This is a genomic window from Paenibacillus sp. J22P169 (genome assembly GCF_059691995.1).
Map to the genome: position 1 here is coordinate 570,690 of NZ_JCAUAO010000001.1, position 19,186 is coordinate 589,875.

General features: G+C 40.8%; 21 protein-coding genes, 1 riboswitch and 1 other annotated feature. Of the genes, 2 read left to right on the top strand and 19 right to left on the bottom strand.

Going from position 1 to position 19,186, the window contains the following annotated elements:
• Nucleotides 1–2: 2 nt before the first annotated feature.
• The 12 genes from ppdK to AC58QG_RS02905 form a co-directional block, all read right to left on the bottom strand.
• Nucleotides 3–2,684 (bottom strand): pyruvate, phosphate dikinase, encoded by a 2,682-nt coding sequence (gene ppdK / locus AC58QG_RS02850; protein ID WP_497362765.1) that lies wholly within the window; start codon nucleotides 2,682–2,684, stop codon nucleotides 3–5.
• Nucleotides 2,684–2,854, bottom strand: coding sequence for a hypothetical protein (locus tag AC58QG_RS02855; RefSeq protein ID WP_497360571.1), 171 nt, complete (start codon nucleotides 2,852–2,854; stop codon nucleotides 2,684–2,686). Before AC58QG_RS02855 ends, ppdK begins: the two co-directional genes overlap by 1 nt.
• Nucleotides 2,833–3,888, bottom strand: a complete 1,056-nt coding sequence (gap, locus tag AC58QG_RS02860) for a type I glyceraldehyde-3-phosphate dehydrogenase (protein ID WP_497360573.1) — start codon at nucleotides 3,886–3,888, stop codon at nucleotides 2,833–2,835. The genes AC58QG_RS02855 and gap overlap by 22 nt, the downstream gene beginning before the upstream one ends.
• 463 nt (nucleotides 3,889–4,351) lie before the next feature.
• Nucleotides 4,352–4,663 carry a hypothetical protein gene (locus AC58QG_RS02865; protein WP_497360575.1) on the bottom strand — a complete coding sequence of 104 codons (312 nt, stop codon included), beginning with the start codon at nucleotides 4,661–4,663 and terminating at the stop codon, nucleotides 4,352–4,354.
• A 265-nt stretch (nucleotides 4,664–4,928) separates the two neighbouring features.
• On the bottom strand, nucleotides 4,929–5,264 hold the full coding sequence (locus AC58QG_RS02870; protein WP_497360577.1) for a hypothetical protein: 336 nt from the start codon (nucleotides 5,262–5,264) through the stop codon (nucleotides 4,929–4,931).
• A gap of 198 nt (nucleotides 5,265–5,462) precedes the next feature.
• Nucleotides 5,463–5,696: a hypothetical protein gene (locus AC58QG_RS02875; RefSeq protein WP_497360579.1), complete on the bottom strand. Its 234-nt coding sequence runs from the start codon at nucleotides 5,694–5,696 to the stop codon at nucleotides 5,463–5,465.
• A gap of 103 nt (nucleotides 5,697–5,799) precedes the next feature.
• On the bottom strand, nucleotides 5,800–6,213 hold the full coding sequence (locus AC58QG_RS02880; RefSeq protein ID WP_497360581.1) for a DUF5412 domain-containing protein: 414 nt from the start codon (nucleotides 6,211–6,213) through the stop codon (nucleotides 5,800–5,802).
• Nucleotides 6,214–6,409: 196 nt separating this feature from the next.
• Entirely contained in the window at nucleotides 6,410–7,315 is a 906-nt protein-coding gene (spoIIP, locus tag AC58QG_RS02885; protein ID WP_497360583.1) for a stage II sporulation protein P, read from the bottom strand.
• Nucleotides 7,305–7,880: an RNA polymerase sigma factor gene (locus AC58QG_RS02890; RefSeq protein ID WP_497360585.1), complete on the bottom strand. Its 576-nt coding sequence runs from the start codon at nucleotides 7,878–7,880 to the stop codon at nucleotides 7,305–7,307. Before AC58QG_RS02890 ends, spoIIP begins: the two co-directional genes overlap by 11 nt.
• A 229-nt stretch (nucleotides 7,881–8,109) precedes the next feature.
• Entirely contained in the window at nucleotides 8,110–8,403 is a 294-nt protein-coding gene (locus AC58QG_RS02895; RefSeq protein WP_497360587.1) for a winged helix-turn-helix domain-containing protein, read from the bottom strand.
• A gap of 129 nt (nucleotides 8,404–8,532) precedes the next feature.
• A complete protein-coding gene (locus tag AC58QG_RS02900) occupies nucleotides 8,533–9,045 on the bottom strand; it encodes a hypothetical protein (RefSeq protein WP_497360589.1) in 513 nt (170 codons plus the stop codon).
• Between the two features lie 105 nt (nucleotides 9,046–9,150).
• Nucleotides 9,151–9,280, bottom strand: a riboswitch (SAM riboswitch).
• Between the two features lie 198 nt (nucleotides 9,281–9,478).
• Nucleotides 9,479–9,739: a hypothetical protein gene (locus AC58QG_RS02905; RefSeq protein WP_497360591.1), complete on the bottom strand. Its 261-nt coding sequence runs from the start codon at nucleotides 9,737–9,739 to the stop codon at nucleotides 9,479–9,481.
• A gap of 282 nt (nucleotides 9,740–10,021) precedes the next feature.
• Here AC58QG_RS02905 and AC58QG_RS02910 point away from each other — a divergent pair, with 282 nt between their 5' ends.
• A complete protein-coding gene (locus AC58QG_RS02910) occupies nucleotides 10,022–10,939 on the top strand; it encodes an alpha/beta fold hydrolase (RefSeq protein WP_497360593.1) in 918 nt (305 codons plus the stop codon).
• 246 nt (nucleotides 10,940–11,185) lie between these two features.
• Here the strand turns inward: AC58QG_RS02910 and AC58QG_RS02915 are convergent, their stop codons facing one another.
• A complete protein-coding gene (locus AC58QG_RS02915) occupies nucleotides 11,186–11,761 on the bottom strand; it encodes a DJ-1/PfpI family protein (RefSeq protein WP_497360595.1) in 576 nt (191 codons plus the stop codon).
• Nucleotides 11,762–11,989: 228 nt separating this feature from the next.
• Between AC58QG_RS02915 and AC58QG_RS02920 the strand changes: the two genes are divergently transcribed.
• Nucleotides 11,990–12,136, top strand: coding sequence for a hypothetical protein (locus tag AC58QG_RS02920; protein ID WP_497360597.1), 147 nt, complete (start codon nucleotides 11,990–11,992; stop codon nucleotides 12,134–12,136).
• A gap of 280 nt (nucleotides 12,137–12,416) precedes the next feature.
• Here AC58QG_RS02920 and AC58QG_RS02925 read toward each other — a convergent pair whose 3' ends face one another.
• The 6 genes from AC58QG_RS02925 to AC58QG_RS02950 all read right to left on the bottom strand — a co-directional run bounded on the left by AC58QG_RS02925 (nucleotide 12,417) and on the right by AC58QG_RS02950 (nucleotide 19,165).
• Nucleotides 12,417–13,001: a chloramphenicol phosphotransferase CPT family protein gene (locus AC58QG_RS02925; protein WP_497362766.1), complete on the bottom strand. Its 585-nt coding sequence runs from the start codon at nucleotides 12,999–13,001 to the stop codon at nucleotides 12,417–12,419.
• 180 nt (nucleotides 13,002–13,181) lie between these two features.
• Complete coding sequence (locus AC58QG_RS02930; protein ID WP_497360599.1) at nucleotides 13,182–13,988, bottom strand: class I SAM-dependent methyltransferase; 807 nt, start codon at nucleotides 13,986–13,988, stop codon at nucleotides 13,182–13,184.
• Nucleotides 13,989–14,074: 86 nt separating this feature from the next.
• Nucleotides 14,075–14,342 (bottom strand) — a binding site (T-box leader).
• A 377-nt stretch (nucleotides 14,343–14,719) separates the two neighbouring features.
• The gene (locus tag AC58QG_RS02935) at nucleotides 14,720–15,172 is read right to left on the bottom strand and encodes a VOC family protein (RefSeq protein ID WP_497360601.1); all 453 of its coding nucleotides are present in this window, start codon (nucleotides 15,170–15,172) and stop codon (nucleotides 14,720–14,722) included.
• 215 nt (nucleotides 15,173–15,387) lie between these two features.
• The gene (locus tag AC58QG_RS02940; RefSeq protein ID WP_497360603.1) at nucleotides 15,388–16,143 is read right to left on the bottom strand and encodes a Nif3-like dinuclear metal center hexameric protein; all 756 of its coding nucleotides are present in this window, start codon (nucleotides 16,141–16,143) and stop codon (nucleotides 15,388–15,390) included.
• A gap of 322 nt (nucleotides 16,144–16,465) precedes the next feature.
• Nucleotides 16,466–17,872 (bottom strand): dipeptidase PepV, encoded by a 1,407-nt coding sequence (gene pepV / locus AC58QG_RS02945; RefSeq protein ID WP_497360605.1) that lies wholly within the window; start codon nucleotides 17,870–17,872, stop codon nucleotides 16,466–16,468.
• 453 nt (nucleotides 17,873–18,325) lie between these two features.
• On the bottom strand, nucleotides 18,326–19,165 hold the full coding sequence (locus AC58QG_RS02950) for an AraC family transcriptional regulator (RefSeq protein ID WP_497360607.1): 840 nt from the start codon (nucleotides 19,163–19,165) through the stop codon (nucleotides 18,326–18,328).
• Between the last annotated feature and the right edge of the window lie 21 nt (nucleotides 19,166–19,186).

The following is a 19,186-nucleotide window of genomic DNA, read 5'->3' on the forward strand; positions in this document are numbered from 1 at the left end:
TCCTAATTCGCTATAGCTACCTTTCTTTCTCCAGGAACGCCGTGTAGAATAAATGCTTGTGCTGCGGCTATTCGTGCCAAAGGAATTCGGTAAGGGGAGCAACTAACATAATCCAATCCAGTTAAGTGACAAAAGAATATTGACTCTTTATCTCCGCCATGTTCCCCACAAATGCCTGTTTTTAATGAAGGCTTAACGATGCGTCCCATATTTACGGCGATGTCAATCAATTGTCCGACGCCTTCCGTGTCGAGCACCTGAAACGGATTATGCGGCAGAAGCTTCTGCTCGACATAATGCGTTAGAAATTTCCCTTCCGCATCGTCACGGCTGTATCCGAATGTCATTTGCGTTAAGTCATTAGTGCCAAAAGAGAAGAAATCGGCATGAGCCACGATCTGGCGCGCCGTTAGGGCTGCACGTGGTACTTCGATCATGGTCCCAACCTTGTAAGTACACCCTCGCAGTTTGTCTATTCCCAGCACCTGCTGAGCAACGAATTCAACAAGATCCCTCATGATTTTCAGTTCATTGGCATGACCAACGAGTGGAATCATGATTTCCGGAATCACTTGGATACCTTTGTCGATACAGCGTGATGCTGCACGGAAGATAGCCTCAATCTGCATATCATAAATTTCCGGATATACAATCCCCAGTCTGCAGCCTCGCTGTCCTAGCATAGGATTCGTCTCGTGGAGAGCTTGCACTTTGCGGAGAAGGTGTGCAACCTCATCTTTTTCCTCGTCTGAGCTCCCTTGATCATACGTTAGTTGCGCATGTCTTTTTTGCAGCTCTTCCAGGTTAGGCAGAAACTCATGCAGTGGAGGATCGAGTAGCCGGATCGTCACTGGGAGGCCATCCATTTCCTCGAACATGCCTTCAAAATCAGACTGCTGCATTGGGAGCAGCTGGGCAAGAGCCTTCAAGCGTTCCTCTTTATCCTCTGCCAAGATCATTTGTTGAACAACAGGCAGACGAGCTGGTGAGAAAAACATATGCTCTGTACGGCATAAACCAATCCCTTCTGCTCCTAATTCTCTCGCCATTTTCGCATCATACGGATTATCCGCATTCGCGAACACCTTCAGGGTGCGAATCTCATCTGCCCATTTCAGCATAACGAGAAGTTCATATGTCATCCTGGCTTCGTGTAATGGGATAGCACCAATTATAACCCGTCCAGTTGCTCCATCCAGTGTAATCCAATCGCCTTCTTCAACGATCCTACTTCCTGCCATCATTCGCTTTTCATCCAGCGCAATTCGGACGTCTTCGCAACCGCATACGCAGGGTTTACCCATTCCCCTTGCAACAACAGCGGCATGGCTTGTCATCCCGCCTCGGCTGGTGAGTACGCCTTCTGAAGCGATCACGCCATGAATATCTTCGGGTGTCGTTTCGGTTCTAGCAAGTATGACCGCCTTGCCGGCACGGCTCCACTCTGCTGCCGTATCGGCGTCAAATACTAGCTGACCAACCGCTGCGCCCGGTGAAGCAGGAAGACCTTTTGCCAGCACATCCTTTATGGATTCTTCGTCGATACCTCTATGCAAAAGCTGATCGAGGTGCGACACTTCGATGCGCTCAACGGCCTCTCGTTTCGTCAATACACCTTCATGGACCAAATCGACGGCGATCTTGAGCGCAGCTTGTGCGTTTCGTTTACCGTTTCGTGTTTGCAGCAGGTAAAGCTTATTATTTTCCACCGTAAATTCGATGTCTTGCATATCTTTGTAATGCTTCTCAAGCTGCTTGGAAGCACTAAACAATTGCTCATATATGTCGGGCATTTCGTGTTTCAGTGCAGCAATCGCTAGCGGCGTTCTTATCCCTGCGACAACATCTTCCCCCTGAGCATTGATCAGGTATTCACCAAAAAACGTATCTTCACCCGTGGATGGATTTCTCGTAAAGACAACGCCGGTACCGCAATTGCCGCCCATATTACCAAATACCATGCTCTGAATGTTGACCGCTGTCCCCTGTTCATCTGGAATTCGATTTATTTTGCGGTAAATCTGAGCACGTTGATTGTTCCAGGACTTGAATACAGCTTCTACCGCCATGCGCAATTGCTCATAGACATGCTGCGGGAAATCAAAGCCTGTTTTCTTAAGAATACACTTTTTGTAATTTACGATAAGGTACTTCCAACCTTCAGCAGTTACATCTTGATCGTTATCCACGCCTTCTTTCTCTTTCAAACGGTGCAACAGCTGTTCGAAATGGTATGATTCGATACCTAGCACTACGTTTCCAAACATCTGGATCAAACGGCGATAGCAGTCGTAAGCGAACTTTTCGTTTCTTGTAAGCGTCGCCAATCCTTGAACAGTTACATCATTGAGCCCGAGATTCAAAATGGTGTCCATCATCCCCGGCATCGAGCTTACAGAACCTGAACGGACGGACACAAGCAGCGGATTGCTTCCATCTCCGAACGTTTGTCCCTTCTGTATTTCTAGCTGCTGGAGAGCTGCTTCGACTTGTTCAAGCAGTTCTTCTGAGATCTGATTGCCGAGCTTAAAAAAGTTTAAGCAAGCCTCCGTTGTAATTGTGAAGCCAGGAGGTACTGGTAAGCCGGCCCGTGTCATCTCAGCAAGATTGGCTCCCTTTCCGCCAAGTAAAGCTTTCATTGAAGCATTTCCGTCTTGAAAGGGTACCACTTGTTTCTGGGTCATCATTTGTTCGCCTCCTTATTTTTATCTATACATTTATTGCACAAACTATAAAATTTCTTATATCCGTTCGTTGGTAGCGTTGCAATCACTTCATTACAGGATTTACAGATGATAACGCCTAGATCATTCGGACGAATGGCAGCCAATGTTACTTGGTTTGTATTAGACATTTCGCTTCCCCCTTTAGATGTGTGCTTTCCGCATGTGACATATAAGAGATTAAATCAATGACTCGATTTGCGTAACCCCATTCATTGTCATACCAAGCTAACAGCTTGATTTGGTTTTCCTGCGTCATTATGCTTAGACCGTCAATAATGGCTGACTTCTCATTGCCGATATAATCCGTAGAAACAAGCGGCAATTCATTGTAGTCAACATAGGTTCCAATTGGTCCGGCAATCGCCTGTTTTATGGCCAATTTCACTTCGTCGACATCTACTTTACGGCCGACTACGACTTGCAGATCGAGCAGTGAAACGTCCTGCGTCGGCACACGTACAGAGACGCCTTGAATATGGGATGCGAGATGAGGAATAACATCAATAAGTGCTTTGCCAACCCCAGTAGACGTCGGAATAATAGAATTCGTACATGCCCTAGCACGGCGAAGATCCTTATGCGGGTTATCCATATGATTTTGATCATTCGTGTACGCATGGACCGTTGTCATCCACCCCATCTCGACACGAAAAGATTCATCCAGAACACGAAGAACAGGTGCGATACAGTTGGTCGTACAAGAGGCTGCGGAAAGTAAGCGATGCTGCATGGGATCATACCGGTCTTCATTCACTCCCATGACAATAGTCAAATCCATGTTCGTACCCGGTGCAGTAATCAGAACCTTCTTGGCTCCCCCAAATAAGTGTCGTTCGGCTCCTTGCCGATGATTGAACTTTCCTGTTGCATCTACGACTAAGTCAACACCATAATCCTCCCATGGCAGTAAATCTGGTTCTCTTTCGCAGATGACAGGTATTTGCTGCCCATTAATTCGAATTAGGTTGTCATGTAACACTTCGATTTTCGCTTCCCAAGTGCCATGAACCGAATCATATTTCAACAAATGGGCTAACACATGAATGGGACTTGTTGAGTTGATCACTACCACTTCGAAATTCTGCTGATTGAGTGTCAATGCTTTTCGTAAACACAACCTGCCAATTCTTCCTGTACCACTAATACCAACTCGCATCTCCATCCCCCCAACCTTATTTAGTATGTCATAAATGTACCACAAGGATTAATAGTACACAATATATAGTTGTACCCTGTAACGAAATCGACACTATTTATTCTAATAGACATAAATATCTTTATATATGACGTCATATATTATTAAAAAACCAGTCAGCAAAAAGACATTGCTATACTGGTTTTTCACACAAATTAATTTGCACCTAATATGAATTTAAGACGACTAATCGGTGTGAAACAGTTCTTCCATCGACGCCCACCACTCGCCACACCTATTGACCCTACAGTATCATGTAAAAGATATAACTTTATTCTCGCCAGGTTTTAAGCAAACTGTCCGGCATTCGAGCCGGGCACTTAACTCCTTTGTTTCAGAAACCTTATTAGAGTGTTCCGCTAGCACTTTGACCTCTGCTTCAAACGATGTGGAATTTGACAAGCGAACGAGGAAGGGGGAATCGGAAACCTTAACCGCCTCCACATGATCGATGGCCATAACAAGTCCAGTATCCAATTGAACATACACGCCTCATGTTCACCCGTTCGCACATCATGCCAGCTGGCAGCTGAACTGGAGTTTCGTCCCAGGACAAGATCGGCCGATCTTCTCTTGACAAATATTGCGGGAGATTATGGGCCGTCTCCCGGATCATTTTAAGATAGAAAGCATTGCCGGTATAACGAAATAGCTTGAACAAGCTATCCCCCGACAACGTACATATACCTGGAGCACTATGTTTGTTCTGCACGTTGGCGATGTCCAATGAATCGAAATCCATCGTTAGCAACTTGTCCAGTCGATTTCTACGTCGCTTTTCCAGACCCTCAAGCTTTTCTAACTTTCTTAGGAAAGAGGCAACTTGAGGAGAATCAGAAAACCTTTCAAGTCTTGCCCAAGCCTTTTTCAAGACCTCTCCCACTTCATCCACATAAACTGTGGTCGCGCATTCAATTTCTATGAAGCTGAAAAAAAGTTTGGTTTAATCAAGTTATCCGTTAGTTTAATGACAGCAGCTTAACTTCTCTTATGATATAGTTAGTTGTTTATCCTAAAAGCCAAGCAAAAGGGAAAAACAACCAGTAATCATCTAAAATTGTAATACTAACAATCCAAAGTAATATGCCAATAACTATAACGAATCCAGTATTTGAAGGTTTTCTAATCAAACGAAAGGTATGGGCAAATGCCAACGTCCATAAGGTAAAAGGAAAAACAAGCAGATATATCCCAATTGACATACTGCCTAAAAAGCTTGCAATATACCACAAAATACCTGTTAACCAACATAGTTTGGGTTTCACAGTAATTCCAACAATAGTCGTAAAAACCATCGTAATTTCACCAATAATAACCAATCCATAAAATATGATTGTAAACATTATTGTTCACCCCAGAATCTATTTCACCATAAAATTGTAAATCATCCCTATAAATTGCTCAGCCCATTTATTGAATAATCCCGCCTGTTACTTTAATAAACAAAAGAGGAGCTGCCGCGTGGCAAGCCCCTTAACTATCGTTCTCCGTTAGCGTAACAATGTGACCAGAAGGTTCTATTAGCAATATTATATCCATTACTACATGCCAAAAGGTGATGATGAAAAGCTATACCGAAATGACTTTCCACTATCCTTTTTTACAAAAATCCAAGGAGCTGGCATATCATCGGGTACTCCTTTAGCTTTATACAATTGAATGCCCTCGCCGCTTTTTTCGTATGTATCAAAGTTATCTGAAAAAGTTCCATTGTACATAAGCAATTGACCTTTTATATGAACTGCCGGGGCGCACCCTCCGAGAGGTTGCAACATTTAGTACCTCATATTGGAACTAAACTGCCCCATAGTTGAAGCAGGCAGCCCCTTCTGATGTAAGCTATAGCTCCCTGTTAGCTGAATTCCTTAAGTAGAAAATTCACTCACTCCTAAAATCATATTTCTCATCTGGCAATCTTAAACCGTGACCGTTAATTCTAACATTATCATCGTCAATCCATTCAATAGATGCATTCTTTTCTCTATAATTCCAATAAATATTCTTTTTCTTCTTAGAGCTTTTGTTGAAAACAAGTTCTGCTCTTACAGCAAAGGCAGTAGTTGCTCCCCCACTAGAAACGTATGCATTAATTGTATATTTTCCGTTTGGAGAGTTTGATTGTTCAATTAAATCACCCGTCGGGAGCCGATTCATGTCAAAGAAAGCCCAATAAATTCCATAACCAATTAGACCAATGAACAGCAATCCAATTGAAAGTAAAAATTTAAGCATATTTCTTTTGGTTCTCTTAATTTCAATAATATTATTTTGGTCATCGTTTGAATGTTCCATTTTCCTCCACTAATAATAACCTTATGCTTGTTCTACTAATAGAAAATTATACCATGCAGATAATGCTCTATCCAAGGTAAATATATCAACGATCGACGACAGGGCACCACGTTAAACTGCCCGTTAGCGGAGTGAAGGGCTGCCACGTGGCAGCCCTTCAAATGTTATTAACTATCTTTTTCTCGTTACTTTAATCTTATTTCATTTCATTGTATAAATCTGCAAGTACTTTTGCTAAAAAGTCCACAGCTCTATATTCCTCCTCAAGACTATTTTCTGGACCTCCAATCTCCATAAACACTGAGTTTGGAGATAAGTCTTGGTTATATGAAAAACTTCCATCTGGTGCTTCTTTTGTTAGAACACCTTTTGACAATCCAGGATATAAATTTTCTAGTTTATTATTAATTTTATTGGCGAATTCCAAGTTTTTATAATAATTCGGGTGAGATTTCGCAATTACAAACTGAATGCGGGCTATTTCTTTATTATTCATATTAACTGTTGTTTTTTCGCGTTTTAGTGAATCTCTATGAATGTCAAATACCATACGTATTTCATTGTTAGTTTTTAAAGTGTTAAGTAATACTTGTCTTGAATATTTGTAAGAGTCTGCATAACTGAAATTTGTTGTTGTCGTGTAGTCTGTTTGGTCCTGAAGCGTATCTATACCAAATTCATTAAGTTTGGTCGAAAGGTATTTTCCAACAAGGGTTATATTTACATCTTTGGAGTTAGCTTTTTCCAAATCCTTTTCATTGGGTATTTCTGGTAAAAAAGATTCTTGATTATGACTATGGAGGATATAGATGAGTGGCTTGTTTTTAAATGCGGTGACATCGTCTCCCTTGAAGAGAGATAGTCCACCACTCACAGTTTTACTAATTACTTGTTGACCATTATAAAAACTAACCCAAACAATAAGGAAAAGCGTTATGATAGCAGAACAAACAAAAGAAAACGTCCTTACAGTACTTCTCCTTTCGGTCATCTCTTTCGCTCTCTGAATTAATTCAATTTCAGTTTTATTTATGAAATCAGGACTAGCATTAACATTAGGAGAACTTTTAAGTGCTTCAATAATGGTTTCTTCATTTATCAAATCCGTTGCCCCCCAACACTGAAAATATTTTATTTTTAAGCGTATTCAAAGCACGATGATAATCTACTTTTACCTTAGATTCACTGCAATCTAATATTTCAGCGGTCTCCTTTATTGACATTTCATTGATGGCTCTAAGTATGATTACTGCTTTATGGTTCTGTTTCAATTTAGACAATTCGTTATGTATGATTTCCAAGGTCTCCTTTTTTTCAACTACTACATGCGGTAAATCTTCTTTTGTAATTAGTTTCTTAAAAAAATCATCTGTGAACAACACGAAGAACTTTTTTCTCCGATAGTGGTCTATTGCAACATGCTTAGCAATTGATAAAACCCAAGTTTTGAAATTAGAGCGTCGGTCGTATCGTGTAATTGATTTTAGAACCCGAATAAATACTTCTTGTGTTAAGTCTTCTGCATCGTTCTTATTTCCAGTGAAACAGGCAAGAAATTTGTATACATCTTTATGATATTGTCGATATATATGCGAGATTGTAATTTGCAAATTTTCCTGTCCAATAACATTGGGAATCGTGTATTCAAATTTTTTTTCTTCAAACAATTCATCCCCTCCTTATCCTTCTTTTGAATTTAACTTCAATTATTTAGTCGTTCGAGTGAAGCAATAGGTTACAATAAAATGTAATTTTATAATCGTTATCAATTGTAATAAATCTTATTTACAGATGAATTCCTTTTACCTGAATAATACAAATAGGAGCAGTCGCAACAGCAAATGCTCCTTTCGTTAAACTATACTTCTCCTGTGCTAATTTAACTAAAGTTATCCGTTAGTTGAATGTCTGACTCATTAAGAACTGACTTCCTCTATCAGTAATGAATAAATTTTTCTCTCCATCATACTGAATATATTCATTTCTTAATAGGAAAGTTCTTGCATTAATCATTCGATTTCTATATGCATATTGTCTTCCGCACTTAACCAATTCTTTCGTATCTTCCTCCGATAGAACAAACAAAATAACTAAATTATTTATTATTGCATCTGTAGTGTAGAGTCCTCGATCATTTAGTAATTGAAGGAACGGAATTACGAAGTCCCTATACGAGGGGATGCCAGACATTTTAGTTCCTCATTTCAATAAAATTCATACGTCAGTTTCCTGGTGTAGCTTGAATCGGAAAATATTTACTTAGCAAAACTGCCCATTAGTTTAAAGGCATCATTAATGTACTCGTCAAGAAACGCGTTATTAAAAAGAGACATATTCTTGCGCATGATTAAATAAGTATGCTCGATCCCAATCTCCTGACTCTTTGTCATTTAAGCCCAGGTTGATTTTATCGACTATATCCATTAATGCCGATTCAATTAATTCCACTCTAACAGGACCCCATGCGTCTTGTTTTAATCGAGGGTAGCTGATGCTTTCAACCAAGGTCAGACCTTTTATTCGCTGGAAAAGTGTTGCCCACTTCGTCAAATCTCCTGTTAGGCTTTTAGTTGAAATCTCAAATTTCCTGAAACCAACTAATCCAATATTTGTGGAAATCGCAATTAACCCGCAAATATCTGTCTCTTCTCGAAGCTGCAACTTTTCTCTAAACTCATGATCAAATCGAAAACATTCTATTCGGGTAATCCTGCAGTTCTGTAAATTAGCCGAACCTTTCAAATCATGCAAAGCAACATGAAGGGAATGAATATTCGGGTTATACTCAACTTTCTGTTCGATCGTATTATTGTTAAGAATCATAATCTGCATATTGTCCTGTTCCTCCTATTTCAATGTTCATTCCGTACATGAAAGCAAAAAATGACCTTCTCTATAATAAGAGAAAGGTCATTAGCATTCGAAGTCATATCCTCACTCTTATCTCCCAGATTCGCTTTGCAAAGCGTTTCCGCAAGAATTAGCACCGTGCATTCCTTTGTTTAACAAAGGTTTGTCGGTTGCCGGGTTTCATCGGGCTAGTCCCTCCACCTGCTCTTGATAAGAAAGTTCCATATATTCAATTATTTCAATAATACTATAAAGGCCTTTGATGTCAAGAAATTTAAGCATTATCATTAATTGCACTATTCTGCCCGTTAATTTAACGGACAACGGCAGCCGATCGTATACCGGCTGCCGTTGTGTTGTGCTTGAACTATAGTCCATCGTTAGTTCAGCGAAAATCCTAATCGTTTGCAAATTGTCAGAGCCCTGGTCGCTTGAATTCGATACGTGCGCGTTCAACACAGCGATCCTTCCCGTGCATTGTTGATGACAGCCTCAATTTTGCTGCGATGCCAGACGATGCCTTCATTCTTGAGTAAACGATCGACGTCCCGCTGAGAAAAATGCGCAATCCTTTCGAAATCGAAATGATGGACTGCTGCGCTCGGAAGTTCTCTACGAGGATCGTACGCCAGCTTAGTCCGGATTGAAAACCTTCAAGACTCAATTTTTCGAACAAGTGATGATCATGATTAACGGGAAAACCCCATTCCATATCATGACCAATCGATGAATCTGATTCGCGAAAAAGGATATGTTGCAATTAGGCAATTAGGTGTGACAAAAGCAAGCATTTTACGATATCCGTATTTTTTGATAAAAGACAGAACATCATATTTAAATACATTAACTAGAAGGATGGGAACAACACAATGAACACTAACTTTACAGAGCATCGCATCGATCGTGGACAAAGCAGCATCTATGCACGAGATTATGCAGGTAAAGGCGGAAAAATCTTATGAACCTAGACACCACAAAGGCGGCAGGAGCCGCAAAATTGGACCTAGCACCGTCGCCAAAGATGGAGATTGACGAGTTGCAGGTCAATTCGGATATCAAGCTTCGTCATTTTGTCTATCGTCCTGTCCATCCAAAGGCTACGGTGTTGTTCCTACACGGCTTCCCAGAGTCGATGTATTCATGGAAGCCGATTGCCGAATCTCTGTCCAGCGATTATGAGGTTCATGCGTTTGACTGGCCCGGTTACGGACAATCCTCACGTCCGAGCGCCGATCGCTTTTCCTACGCACCGAAAGACTATGCCCAGGTGCTGGAACAATATATCCGCGCTTCCGGTATCGACAGCTCGAAGCTGGTGATTTACGCGACCGATATTGGGGCTTTGCCGGTGTTGCTGGCCGCCCTGGAACAGCCACATATCGCGAGGAAGATCATCGTCGGAGATTTTGCGCCGTTCAACCGGCCGCAGTACATGTGGGAAAACCTGGCGGCCCTGAAATCTAAGCCCTCGTCCGATGTCGTGCGTGCTGCGATGAACCAGACCCGAGATGAAATCCTGGCAAACACGTTCTTCCGCGACAATCCGACAGAAGAGCGCTACATGTTGCCCCAGGAGTTTAGGGATGATATAGCGAAAGGGTGGGACGGCGATATCACTGCGGCCGACGCGTTCTATCACTACTACTCTCACTTCACCCGCGACCAGGATTATTTTGAAGCCAATATGACGAAGCTTAAAGTGCCCGTGAAAGTCGTGTGGGGCGAAAAGGATAGCTACGTCATGAAGGAAATGGGCGTCGAGTTCGCTGAGCGTAATAATTTAAAGCTTACGATTCTCCTTGGTCTCGGCCATTATCCGCATCTGCAGGCACCAATGCAGACCGCAGATGAGCTTCGAGCCGAAATCGAGGGTTGATGCTGGCCAAGCTCGCAGCGCGCGCGGACTTTCCGCCACAGGCTTACGCCGATTGCGCCGTGTCGAAATGAGAGCTCTGCCAAACAGTCCCGAGAGCGGACGTCCGTCACTGGCGGGCCATGTGAAAGCAGTCCGGCCGTGCATGACAGATCGCGAGGAGCGGCTCAAAGTTGAAGATTTCTCCGCATTGCCATTAGCACAAAAAAATATAGCAGCAGCTAATTTGGCACAACTTTTTTATTGTGGCTAAAAAATATTCAGCCCTTTACCAACAGGTTGCACCGTCTCTAGGACACGATTGGTCATTTCTGATCCTATTAATGTTTTGATGACCCAGGATGATAGATCCTGTCCTGCGAGACATCCAGCTGCTGTGCTGATGTTACCGTTGTTTACAAAGCTCTCATTGACCACTTCCACTCCAAATGAAGCTAATTGATCTGCAACAGTCGGATACGTTGTAGCCTGTTTTCCAGTTAAGAACCCCATGGCCCCTAATAACAAAGCTCCTGAGCACATGGATCCAATTAATTGCTTGTCTACTGAAAGTTTAAACCGACTAAGATAGGAAGGGTCCTGAAACAACTGCTGGACACCTTTTCCACTTCCAAAGAGAACTGCATCAGACGAATTTGCTTCCTCAATCATCCCATGCATGGGGATTTTAAGACCTGCCGTCGAAACATGTGATGTTTCTGTTCCAAGAATCTTTACTTCCCAATCAGCAATGCCACCTACCAATCTCACCCTGTTTAGCAAGTCCCATGGTAGGAATACATCAAGGTCTGTAAAATCGTTAAAGCAAATTATAGATATCTTCATCACATCAACTCCCTTAAACTCTTACATATATATAAAAGGACACTTCAATAGTTTCTTATATCTTTATTTTAGTTTGAAAATTAGTGAAGTAAAAGATCCAATAATTTATTAAATTTAATGTACCATTTTTAGTTTCTGCCCGTTACTTCAATAATTGCATCCAAATCACTACTCGAATATATTTTCTTGATATTGGAAAATCTAATTTCGATGAAAGGAGGTACATCTATGGTTGAGTACACTAACATTCAAGACAACTCCGAAGAAATAATGAAGTGTATTGTTAACTGCGACACCGAGCAAGATCAGAAAAGTAAAGATAAAAACCTTTTGAACAGCATTCCGAATGAAGAAGAATATATTGATGAACCGTAATTCGTTAACTCTCTAAGATGACGGATATTTTGTGTCGAAAGTTAAGCACTTGGTCACTCTCCTGTTATATTCGATCAATCAAAATAACGTCTTAAATTTTTGCTAACAGTTAAATTGTAAAATATTAAGAGGCAGCTAGGAACATAAAATCAATGTACCTGGCTGCCTCTTACATATTCAACTATTGTTTCCCGTTAGCGTAATGAACTCTGAGAACTCTGTCAAATGCCCCGAAGCATGAAACATGGTGTTATCTGAAGGATACGGCTTCAATGAACTACTAACTCGTACTGCTTCTTTTATTTAGCTTCTTAAAAGCAGAATATTCACGATTTGATCTAATAAAATTTAATATCAAATTGGCGCATTCATCTGGACTCAAGGTTTCAGTATTTAGTTCAAGGTCATACTCATTAAGGCAATAAACTTTATCATACTGTGAGATTGCTAAACCAATCTCTCTATCTCCCCTTAGTTTTTCTCTCCTAATAAGCTCTTCTTTCGAGCAAGTTACTCCTACAAGCAGTACAGGATGATCCATTAATAAACCTAGAAATGTATTAAATCGATCGTCAGTATCATTTACTGTATCTACAACGATATTCGTCCCCATTACCGACATAAATTTAATTGTTGAATAAAACAAAGTAATCAATGGTTCAATAATTATATGGGTTGGGCCTTGCTCATCTTCTGCATATTTGGTGTTAATGAAATCAATGTAGTCATGAAACAATCCATTAAAAAAATCATCAATTGATAAATGATAAAACGAGATTTCATTTTGGTTTAATAGTTTAGTCGATATGGAAGTCTTTCCGGAACTTGAAGTTCCATTTAGAAAAACTATTATCCCTTGCTTCAATTTAATCATCACCTCTTCAAATAATAATCATTGCTTATCTTTCAGATAACGTCTTTTTTGCGAACATAGTAAAATCCGTCATATCTAAGGTATTCGTGTAGTGATTAAGCAATCCTGCCCGTTAGATGAGAAAAGGACTGCAACGTGGCAGCCCTTTTGATATTGAACTATAGTTCCCAGTTAGCGTAATGACTTTTGACCAATGTACATGAGATGTTCTGCTAAACTCATAAATTCTTCTCTTTCACAGACTTGTTCCGCTAAGTCAAGCCATGCTTTTACCACTTGCGGAGCCTGCTGCAGAAGTTCAGGCTCGCGTAAATATAAGAAGCTTTCGCAATTAACCAGATGCAGATGTTCCAAGTCAAATGGCTGGAAGAAGGGAAGTACATCTTTTGGACGGATGAAAAAATTCTCAGAGAATCCGTGTCCCGTAAAACAAAGATCATCCACTATGGTGTTAAGTTGAACTCTTCTTTCTTCGTGTAGGATAAAGCTTGGATTCTGCGTTAAATAGTCCCAAGCGAAAGAGTAGGATGACACAAAGGCTACATAGATTTTTCCGTTTGGTTTCAACTTCTTTAAACATTCATTAATGGTACGAATTCTATCTTGTTCGTTTATTAGATGATACATGGGACCCATACAAAGGATGTGGTCGAATTGCTCATCTTCAACCGCTGATAAATCACGACTGTCTGCACAAAAGCCGTTTAATGGGAGTCCCATCTCAACAGCTTTATTTAAAGCAAAATCAACATTTGTCTGAGATAGATCAGCTAATGTAACGTCGCAGCCATATTCCGCTAGGTGAAGTGAATACTTCCCAGGACCACCTCCAAGATCCAGCACTTTTTCATTGGGCTTCACATAACGATGAATGTATCTCTTTGTAATTTCAAATTCTATACGATGACGATCCAACCGTTTCCACTCATATTTTACGGAGTCATCATAAAATTTTCTAACGATATCTATGTTTTCCATGTTAATCGCTCCTTAAATTGTAGTTCTTCAACATTTGCGACAAACATACGTAAACAACAAAAAAATCCCACCCCCAAGACAATAGTCTCAGGGACGAGATTTAATTCATCGTGGTACCACCCAGGTTTGCTAAAATGTCACCATAATAGCCTCTTCAAGTACGCTATTCTTACGGAATAATTATACTCTAGCCCTATAACAGGAGCACCTGTCACACCGTCCCCATTCAATCAAAAATGGTTCCAATGTGAAGCTCTGAGGCTTTTTTCAATAAAGAACGCTTTACTCCTTTTCACCAGCTGGAGCTCTCTATGAAAGCATTTCATTATCTACTGTCCTCTTCATTGCCTTTATAATTTATTGAAGATATTACCAAGTGATTGAACTTTTGTAAAGCTGTAACTTAATTATGCCCTTTGGTCCAAATCAATCCATTCGGGTAGCCCCAACACTTCAAAGGTAACAATCTTGCCACTTTCATATGCCACAACAGTCCAGGCTGTGAGGTCTGTGCCGCTGCCGATCGCGATGTGCTTAGTCGGTGCGGATGTGTCCCGGGAATTACTTCCTCGTCCCTTGTTTTCCAGGACTGAGGGTCGCCAAGACCCGGAGCGTGAATGCGGTGTTTATATAATGCACCAGACTTCTTCGAGATACTTTCACACTGCTTTTCTGTTTCTATTTTTATTCTAGTAATGTATATTTCAATTAAGTCTTCTTTTAAACGTCACTTATTTATTACCGAGTTGTTCCGCCAAACCGATTAGAAGTCCTTCAATTCCACGAATGTAGCAGAGCCGATACGAGTCCTCGTACTGAACCACTTCGCCAACGAGCTGAGCACCATACTTAGTGAGTCTGGATACCAATTCGTCAATGTCTTCAACGGCGAACATGACGCGTAGATAACCTAGGGCATTTACAGGAGCAGTTCGGTGATCTGATATAGTAGGTGGGGTGAGAAATCGCGAAAGTTCAAGTCGGCTGTGGCCATCTGGGGTAACCATCATAGCAATCTCTACACACTGTGAACCCAGCCCGGTTACACGACCAGCCCATTCACCTTCGACAGTAGCTCGCCCTTCGAGCTTCAAGCCAATCTCCTCGAAGAAAGAGATTGCGTCATCAAGGGATTCTACAACGATGCCAACATTGTCCATTCTTAGTAATTTGTTTTTTGCCATAGTTTTATCTCCTTATGTGTACAAATTTATTACCTGATCATCTTCATATTTATTCTATCAAGAATTACTAATTCCTTCCAAACGATTAACATCTTGTCACAGTTCTGATAACAAAGATAAGTCACAGTATAGTAAAATGTGAAATTTGGTTTTCGGATATGTCATATTAACTTGTATTCTACGAAATTCAATTCGTAGTTACTTTAACAAAATATCTATTCAATATGATCTTCTACTAGTTCAATAATCTCTAAAGTGTCGTATTTTTCTTTAATTTTTTCAGACAGGGACTTCACACCAAAAATCTCTGTGAAAGTGTGACTTCCAACGATCAGGTTCATTTTAATGAACTTTGCATACTGGATTGTGTATAAGATTTTCTCTCCAGTAATATAGACATCGCATTCTGAATAATGGGCATCACGAAGACTTTTTGTAGAGTTTCCTGCCCCTGTAATAATCCCCACTCTTTTTATTGACTTTTCGGAGTTTTTCCACGATTTTATGGTTTCGCTTAGTACCGTACTAACCCGTTCACTTAATTCTTGAAAGCTAATAGGAAACTCGAACTCTCCAATACCAGGCAGACTCCTACCCTCGATTTCAATTGACCGTTGGATAACATTAGTTATTCCAATTGCCTTGAATAATGAAGTACACGTGCCAAATTCAGCATAATCCAATGGCAAATGCACAAAAAAATGACTGATTCCATAGGATGCCAGAAGTTTATGACACGCTTCTTTCATTCCAAAGACAAAATCCCATGCATCATGGTGGGTAACTATAAGATCAACTTTCTTTTGTGCGGCTTGTTCAATAAGTTCGGGAGTAATATTTGTTGCATACCCAATTCGATGAATTAATTCAGGACCATAGTTATAAAATGCAAATTCCTCTCCATATTCAGATTGCTTTAGGAGTCCACCAAATAGGGTTTCGATTAATTCATTAAATTGTTCTGTATTCACTCGTATACCCCCAATAATTAACATTTCATATTAATACTTCTATTCGGCGAAATACTCAACAAACCTGCCCGTTAGTTGAGAAAAGACAGTCTCTCCATTGGCCATTAAAAAAAGTCTCCGACCTGGAGCCGTCGGGTATGAGATGAAGTTCTTGTCAAAATCGGGAATGGAATCAAGTTCTTGTCATTGGCTCGTGACAAGAACTTGATCCCATAAAATAAACGCGAGACAAAACTTGAATCACAGTTTTGTCTCGCGTTTTTACGTTAGCCTATTCATGGGAATCAGACACCCACGCGGGAAAATACCCTATTCGGTGATTTTATAAGTGGCTTAATTCATATAATGCTTTGGCGTAGATGGCTGTCGCTTTGATTAAATCATCGATTTCTATAAATTCATCAATTTGGTGAGAACTATCTACCTTACCAGGGAAAAGCGCACCGTAAGCCACCGCATTTTTCATTAACGTCGCATACGTTGCCCCGCCCGATGTTAAAAGTGTGGGTTCATCTCCTGTAATCGATTGATAAGCCGATTGTAGTGTTTTAATCATTGGATGATCGGCAGGGATATAATGTGTAGAGAATTGCCGCGCATCAGCGATTGTGAAATGGCAGGTCTCAGCTTTTTTCGTGATCATTTCAATGGTATGTTGGTAATCATTATTTAATGGGAAGCGAATGTTCAACTGAATTGAACCACCATCTGCATGATTGTAATTGAAAATGCCGGCATTAACCGTTAAAGGTCCGAGCACATCTTCACTGTATTGGATTCCCAACTTTTCCCCAAAAGGATCTCTATATAGGCAGTTTTCGGCAAATGTGATAAATGATTGGTCACTACCCGCAAAGCTTAATGTGTTTAAGAAATGTAGGCACTCAAGTCCGGCATTCACTCCATTTTGCGGTTCCATACCATGCACGGTTTTACCGTAAAGTGTTAAAGTAATCGTTTCATCGGACTTGCTGACCTCACCATGTAGCCCCTGTTCCTTACAATATGTTTTAAAACGATTCATAAGTTCCTCAGGTTGATTCGTTTTAATTTCAGCATCGACTTGTCCAGGTACCATGTTTCCCCTGTCACCCGAAGAAAAGTTAACTAAAATTGTTCCATGTTGTTCTTCTTCACTGCCACTTAAAGTCAGTTTTACGTTAATTTGCCCTTTTTCGGCGTACACCATCGGAAATACATCATCAGGAGAAAAACCGTAAGTTGGCGCGGGCTCTACGTCAAGATAATGTTTCACACAGCGCATATCACTTTCCTCATCTGTGCCATAGATCATGCGGATCTTCCTTTTTAAAGGAAGGTCAAGGTCCTTCAATATCTTCAACGCATAAAATGCAGCCATTCCCGGCCCTTTATCATCAATGGTACCGCGGGCATAGAGCTTTCCTTCGCGAATACTTGGCTCATAAGGTGGTGTTGTCCATTCTCCGGGAGCTGGAACCACGTCGACATGGGCAAGTACCCCAATATAATCTTCAGACTCTCCCCATTCAGCAAACCCGGCAAAGCCGTCTAAGTTTTTAGTTTTAAAACCCTCATTTTGGGCTAATGCCAAAACATAATCCAATGCTTCGCCAATCTTTTCCCCCATTGGATATTCGGGAGTACTCGTTGTTAAATCCTTAACACTCGCAATACGCAATAAGCCTTCCAAGTCCTTTAAAAGATCATCCTTTCTTTTTTCCACTTCTGCCAGCCAATTGATTTCCATTACACCCTCAACTCCCTTCTCAATTATTTTAATTTTATCAAATTATTTGAAGGAACTGTTTAAAAAATACTTGTTTAAATAAAAGAATATCAAAATAAGGACAAGATCTTGTCCATAATTAATTCTCGCCCATTTCCCTCTATCTTTTTGTCGAATTAAGGATTATAGTTCCCTGGTCGAGCTAATGTCGACACAAGAGCAGCGGAAATAGCCAGGTCATAGAGGTTTCTTAGAGTGTCTTCGGGAACTGTTCTTCTTCGGTAAAGGATTACACTGGAATAATGCAGTAGCATCCTTTTTGGACTCTTCAATATTAATGAGAAACTATAATTCGCTACAATGTAGGTTGATTTGCGCATTTTCAATGGATACAAATCCCCTACATTAAAAATAAATAGCCTGATTTCTCAAGCTTTTCTTCGATATATTAACAGAGAGACTAGAATTTAGCTCTTATTTATCCATTTGTTGCTGCCTAAATTGCACTGGGGTTAAGCCAGTATAACTGCGAAAATGCTTAGTAAAATAACTGGGCGACGTATACCCGATCTGGTCTGCTACAGCATTCACGGGGAGTTCGGTGATGCGCAGGAGTTCTTTCGCCTTCTCCATCCGGCTAAATTGCAGCTTCTCTCGAAAGGTCACACCATAGTAACTCTGCATGAGGCGTTCCAACTGACGTTGGCTAATGCCTATTTGAGCCGCAAGCTCCTTGGAACACATAGCCTTATGCGGGAGTCGGAAATAATCATCAGCCAGGAAGCGTCTGGAATCATTTAGCAGTTTCTTGGGGATATGGTAGGTGGAACGCTTCTCCCCCGTAAAGCTACGTACCGCATTTACGATAATTTGGGTAGCGAGGCTTTGAATCACGGCATATTGACCGAGCCATTGTAGTTCAAATTCGTGCATAATGCTACGAAAAAGATGGACCGTGTCCCGCTCATCCTGTCCGAACCAGAAGGATGTGTTCAACAACGTATTCCATATTTCTTTAGTTTCTTGGGTCAGATACGTGTCGTTCTTTTGCGGTTTCCGCTTTCGCAGTCTTACTTCGAAATTAATACAAAACTCATCCATCGGATTTTCGCTGTCAGCAAGCTGCCGATGATAGACACCCGGACCTGTTAAATAAAAAGTACCCGGCTCTATGCGGAACGTCTTTTCCGATACTTCCAGCGTGCCTTTTCCTCTAGTAATATAGTGCAGCTCATAGCTGCTATGACAATGGTTTGGATATCCCCAAGAAGCAATCGGCGCTTCATAGTTAATATAGATTAGGTTGATCAACATGGGGCCAAGCGTAATCTTAAT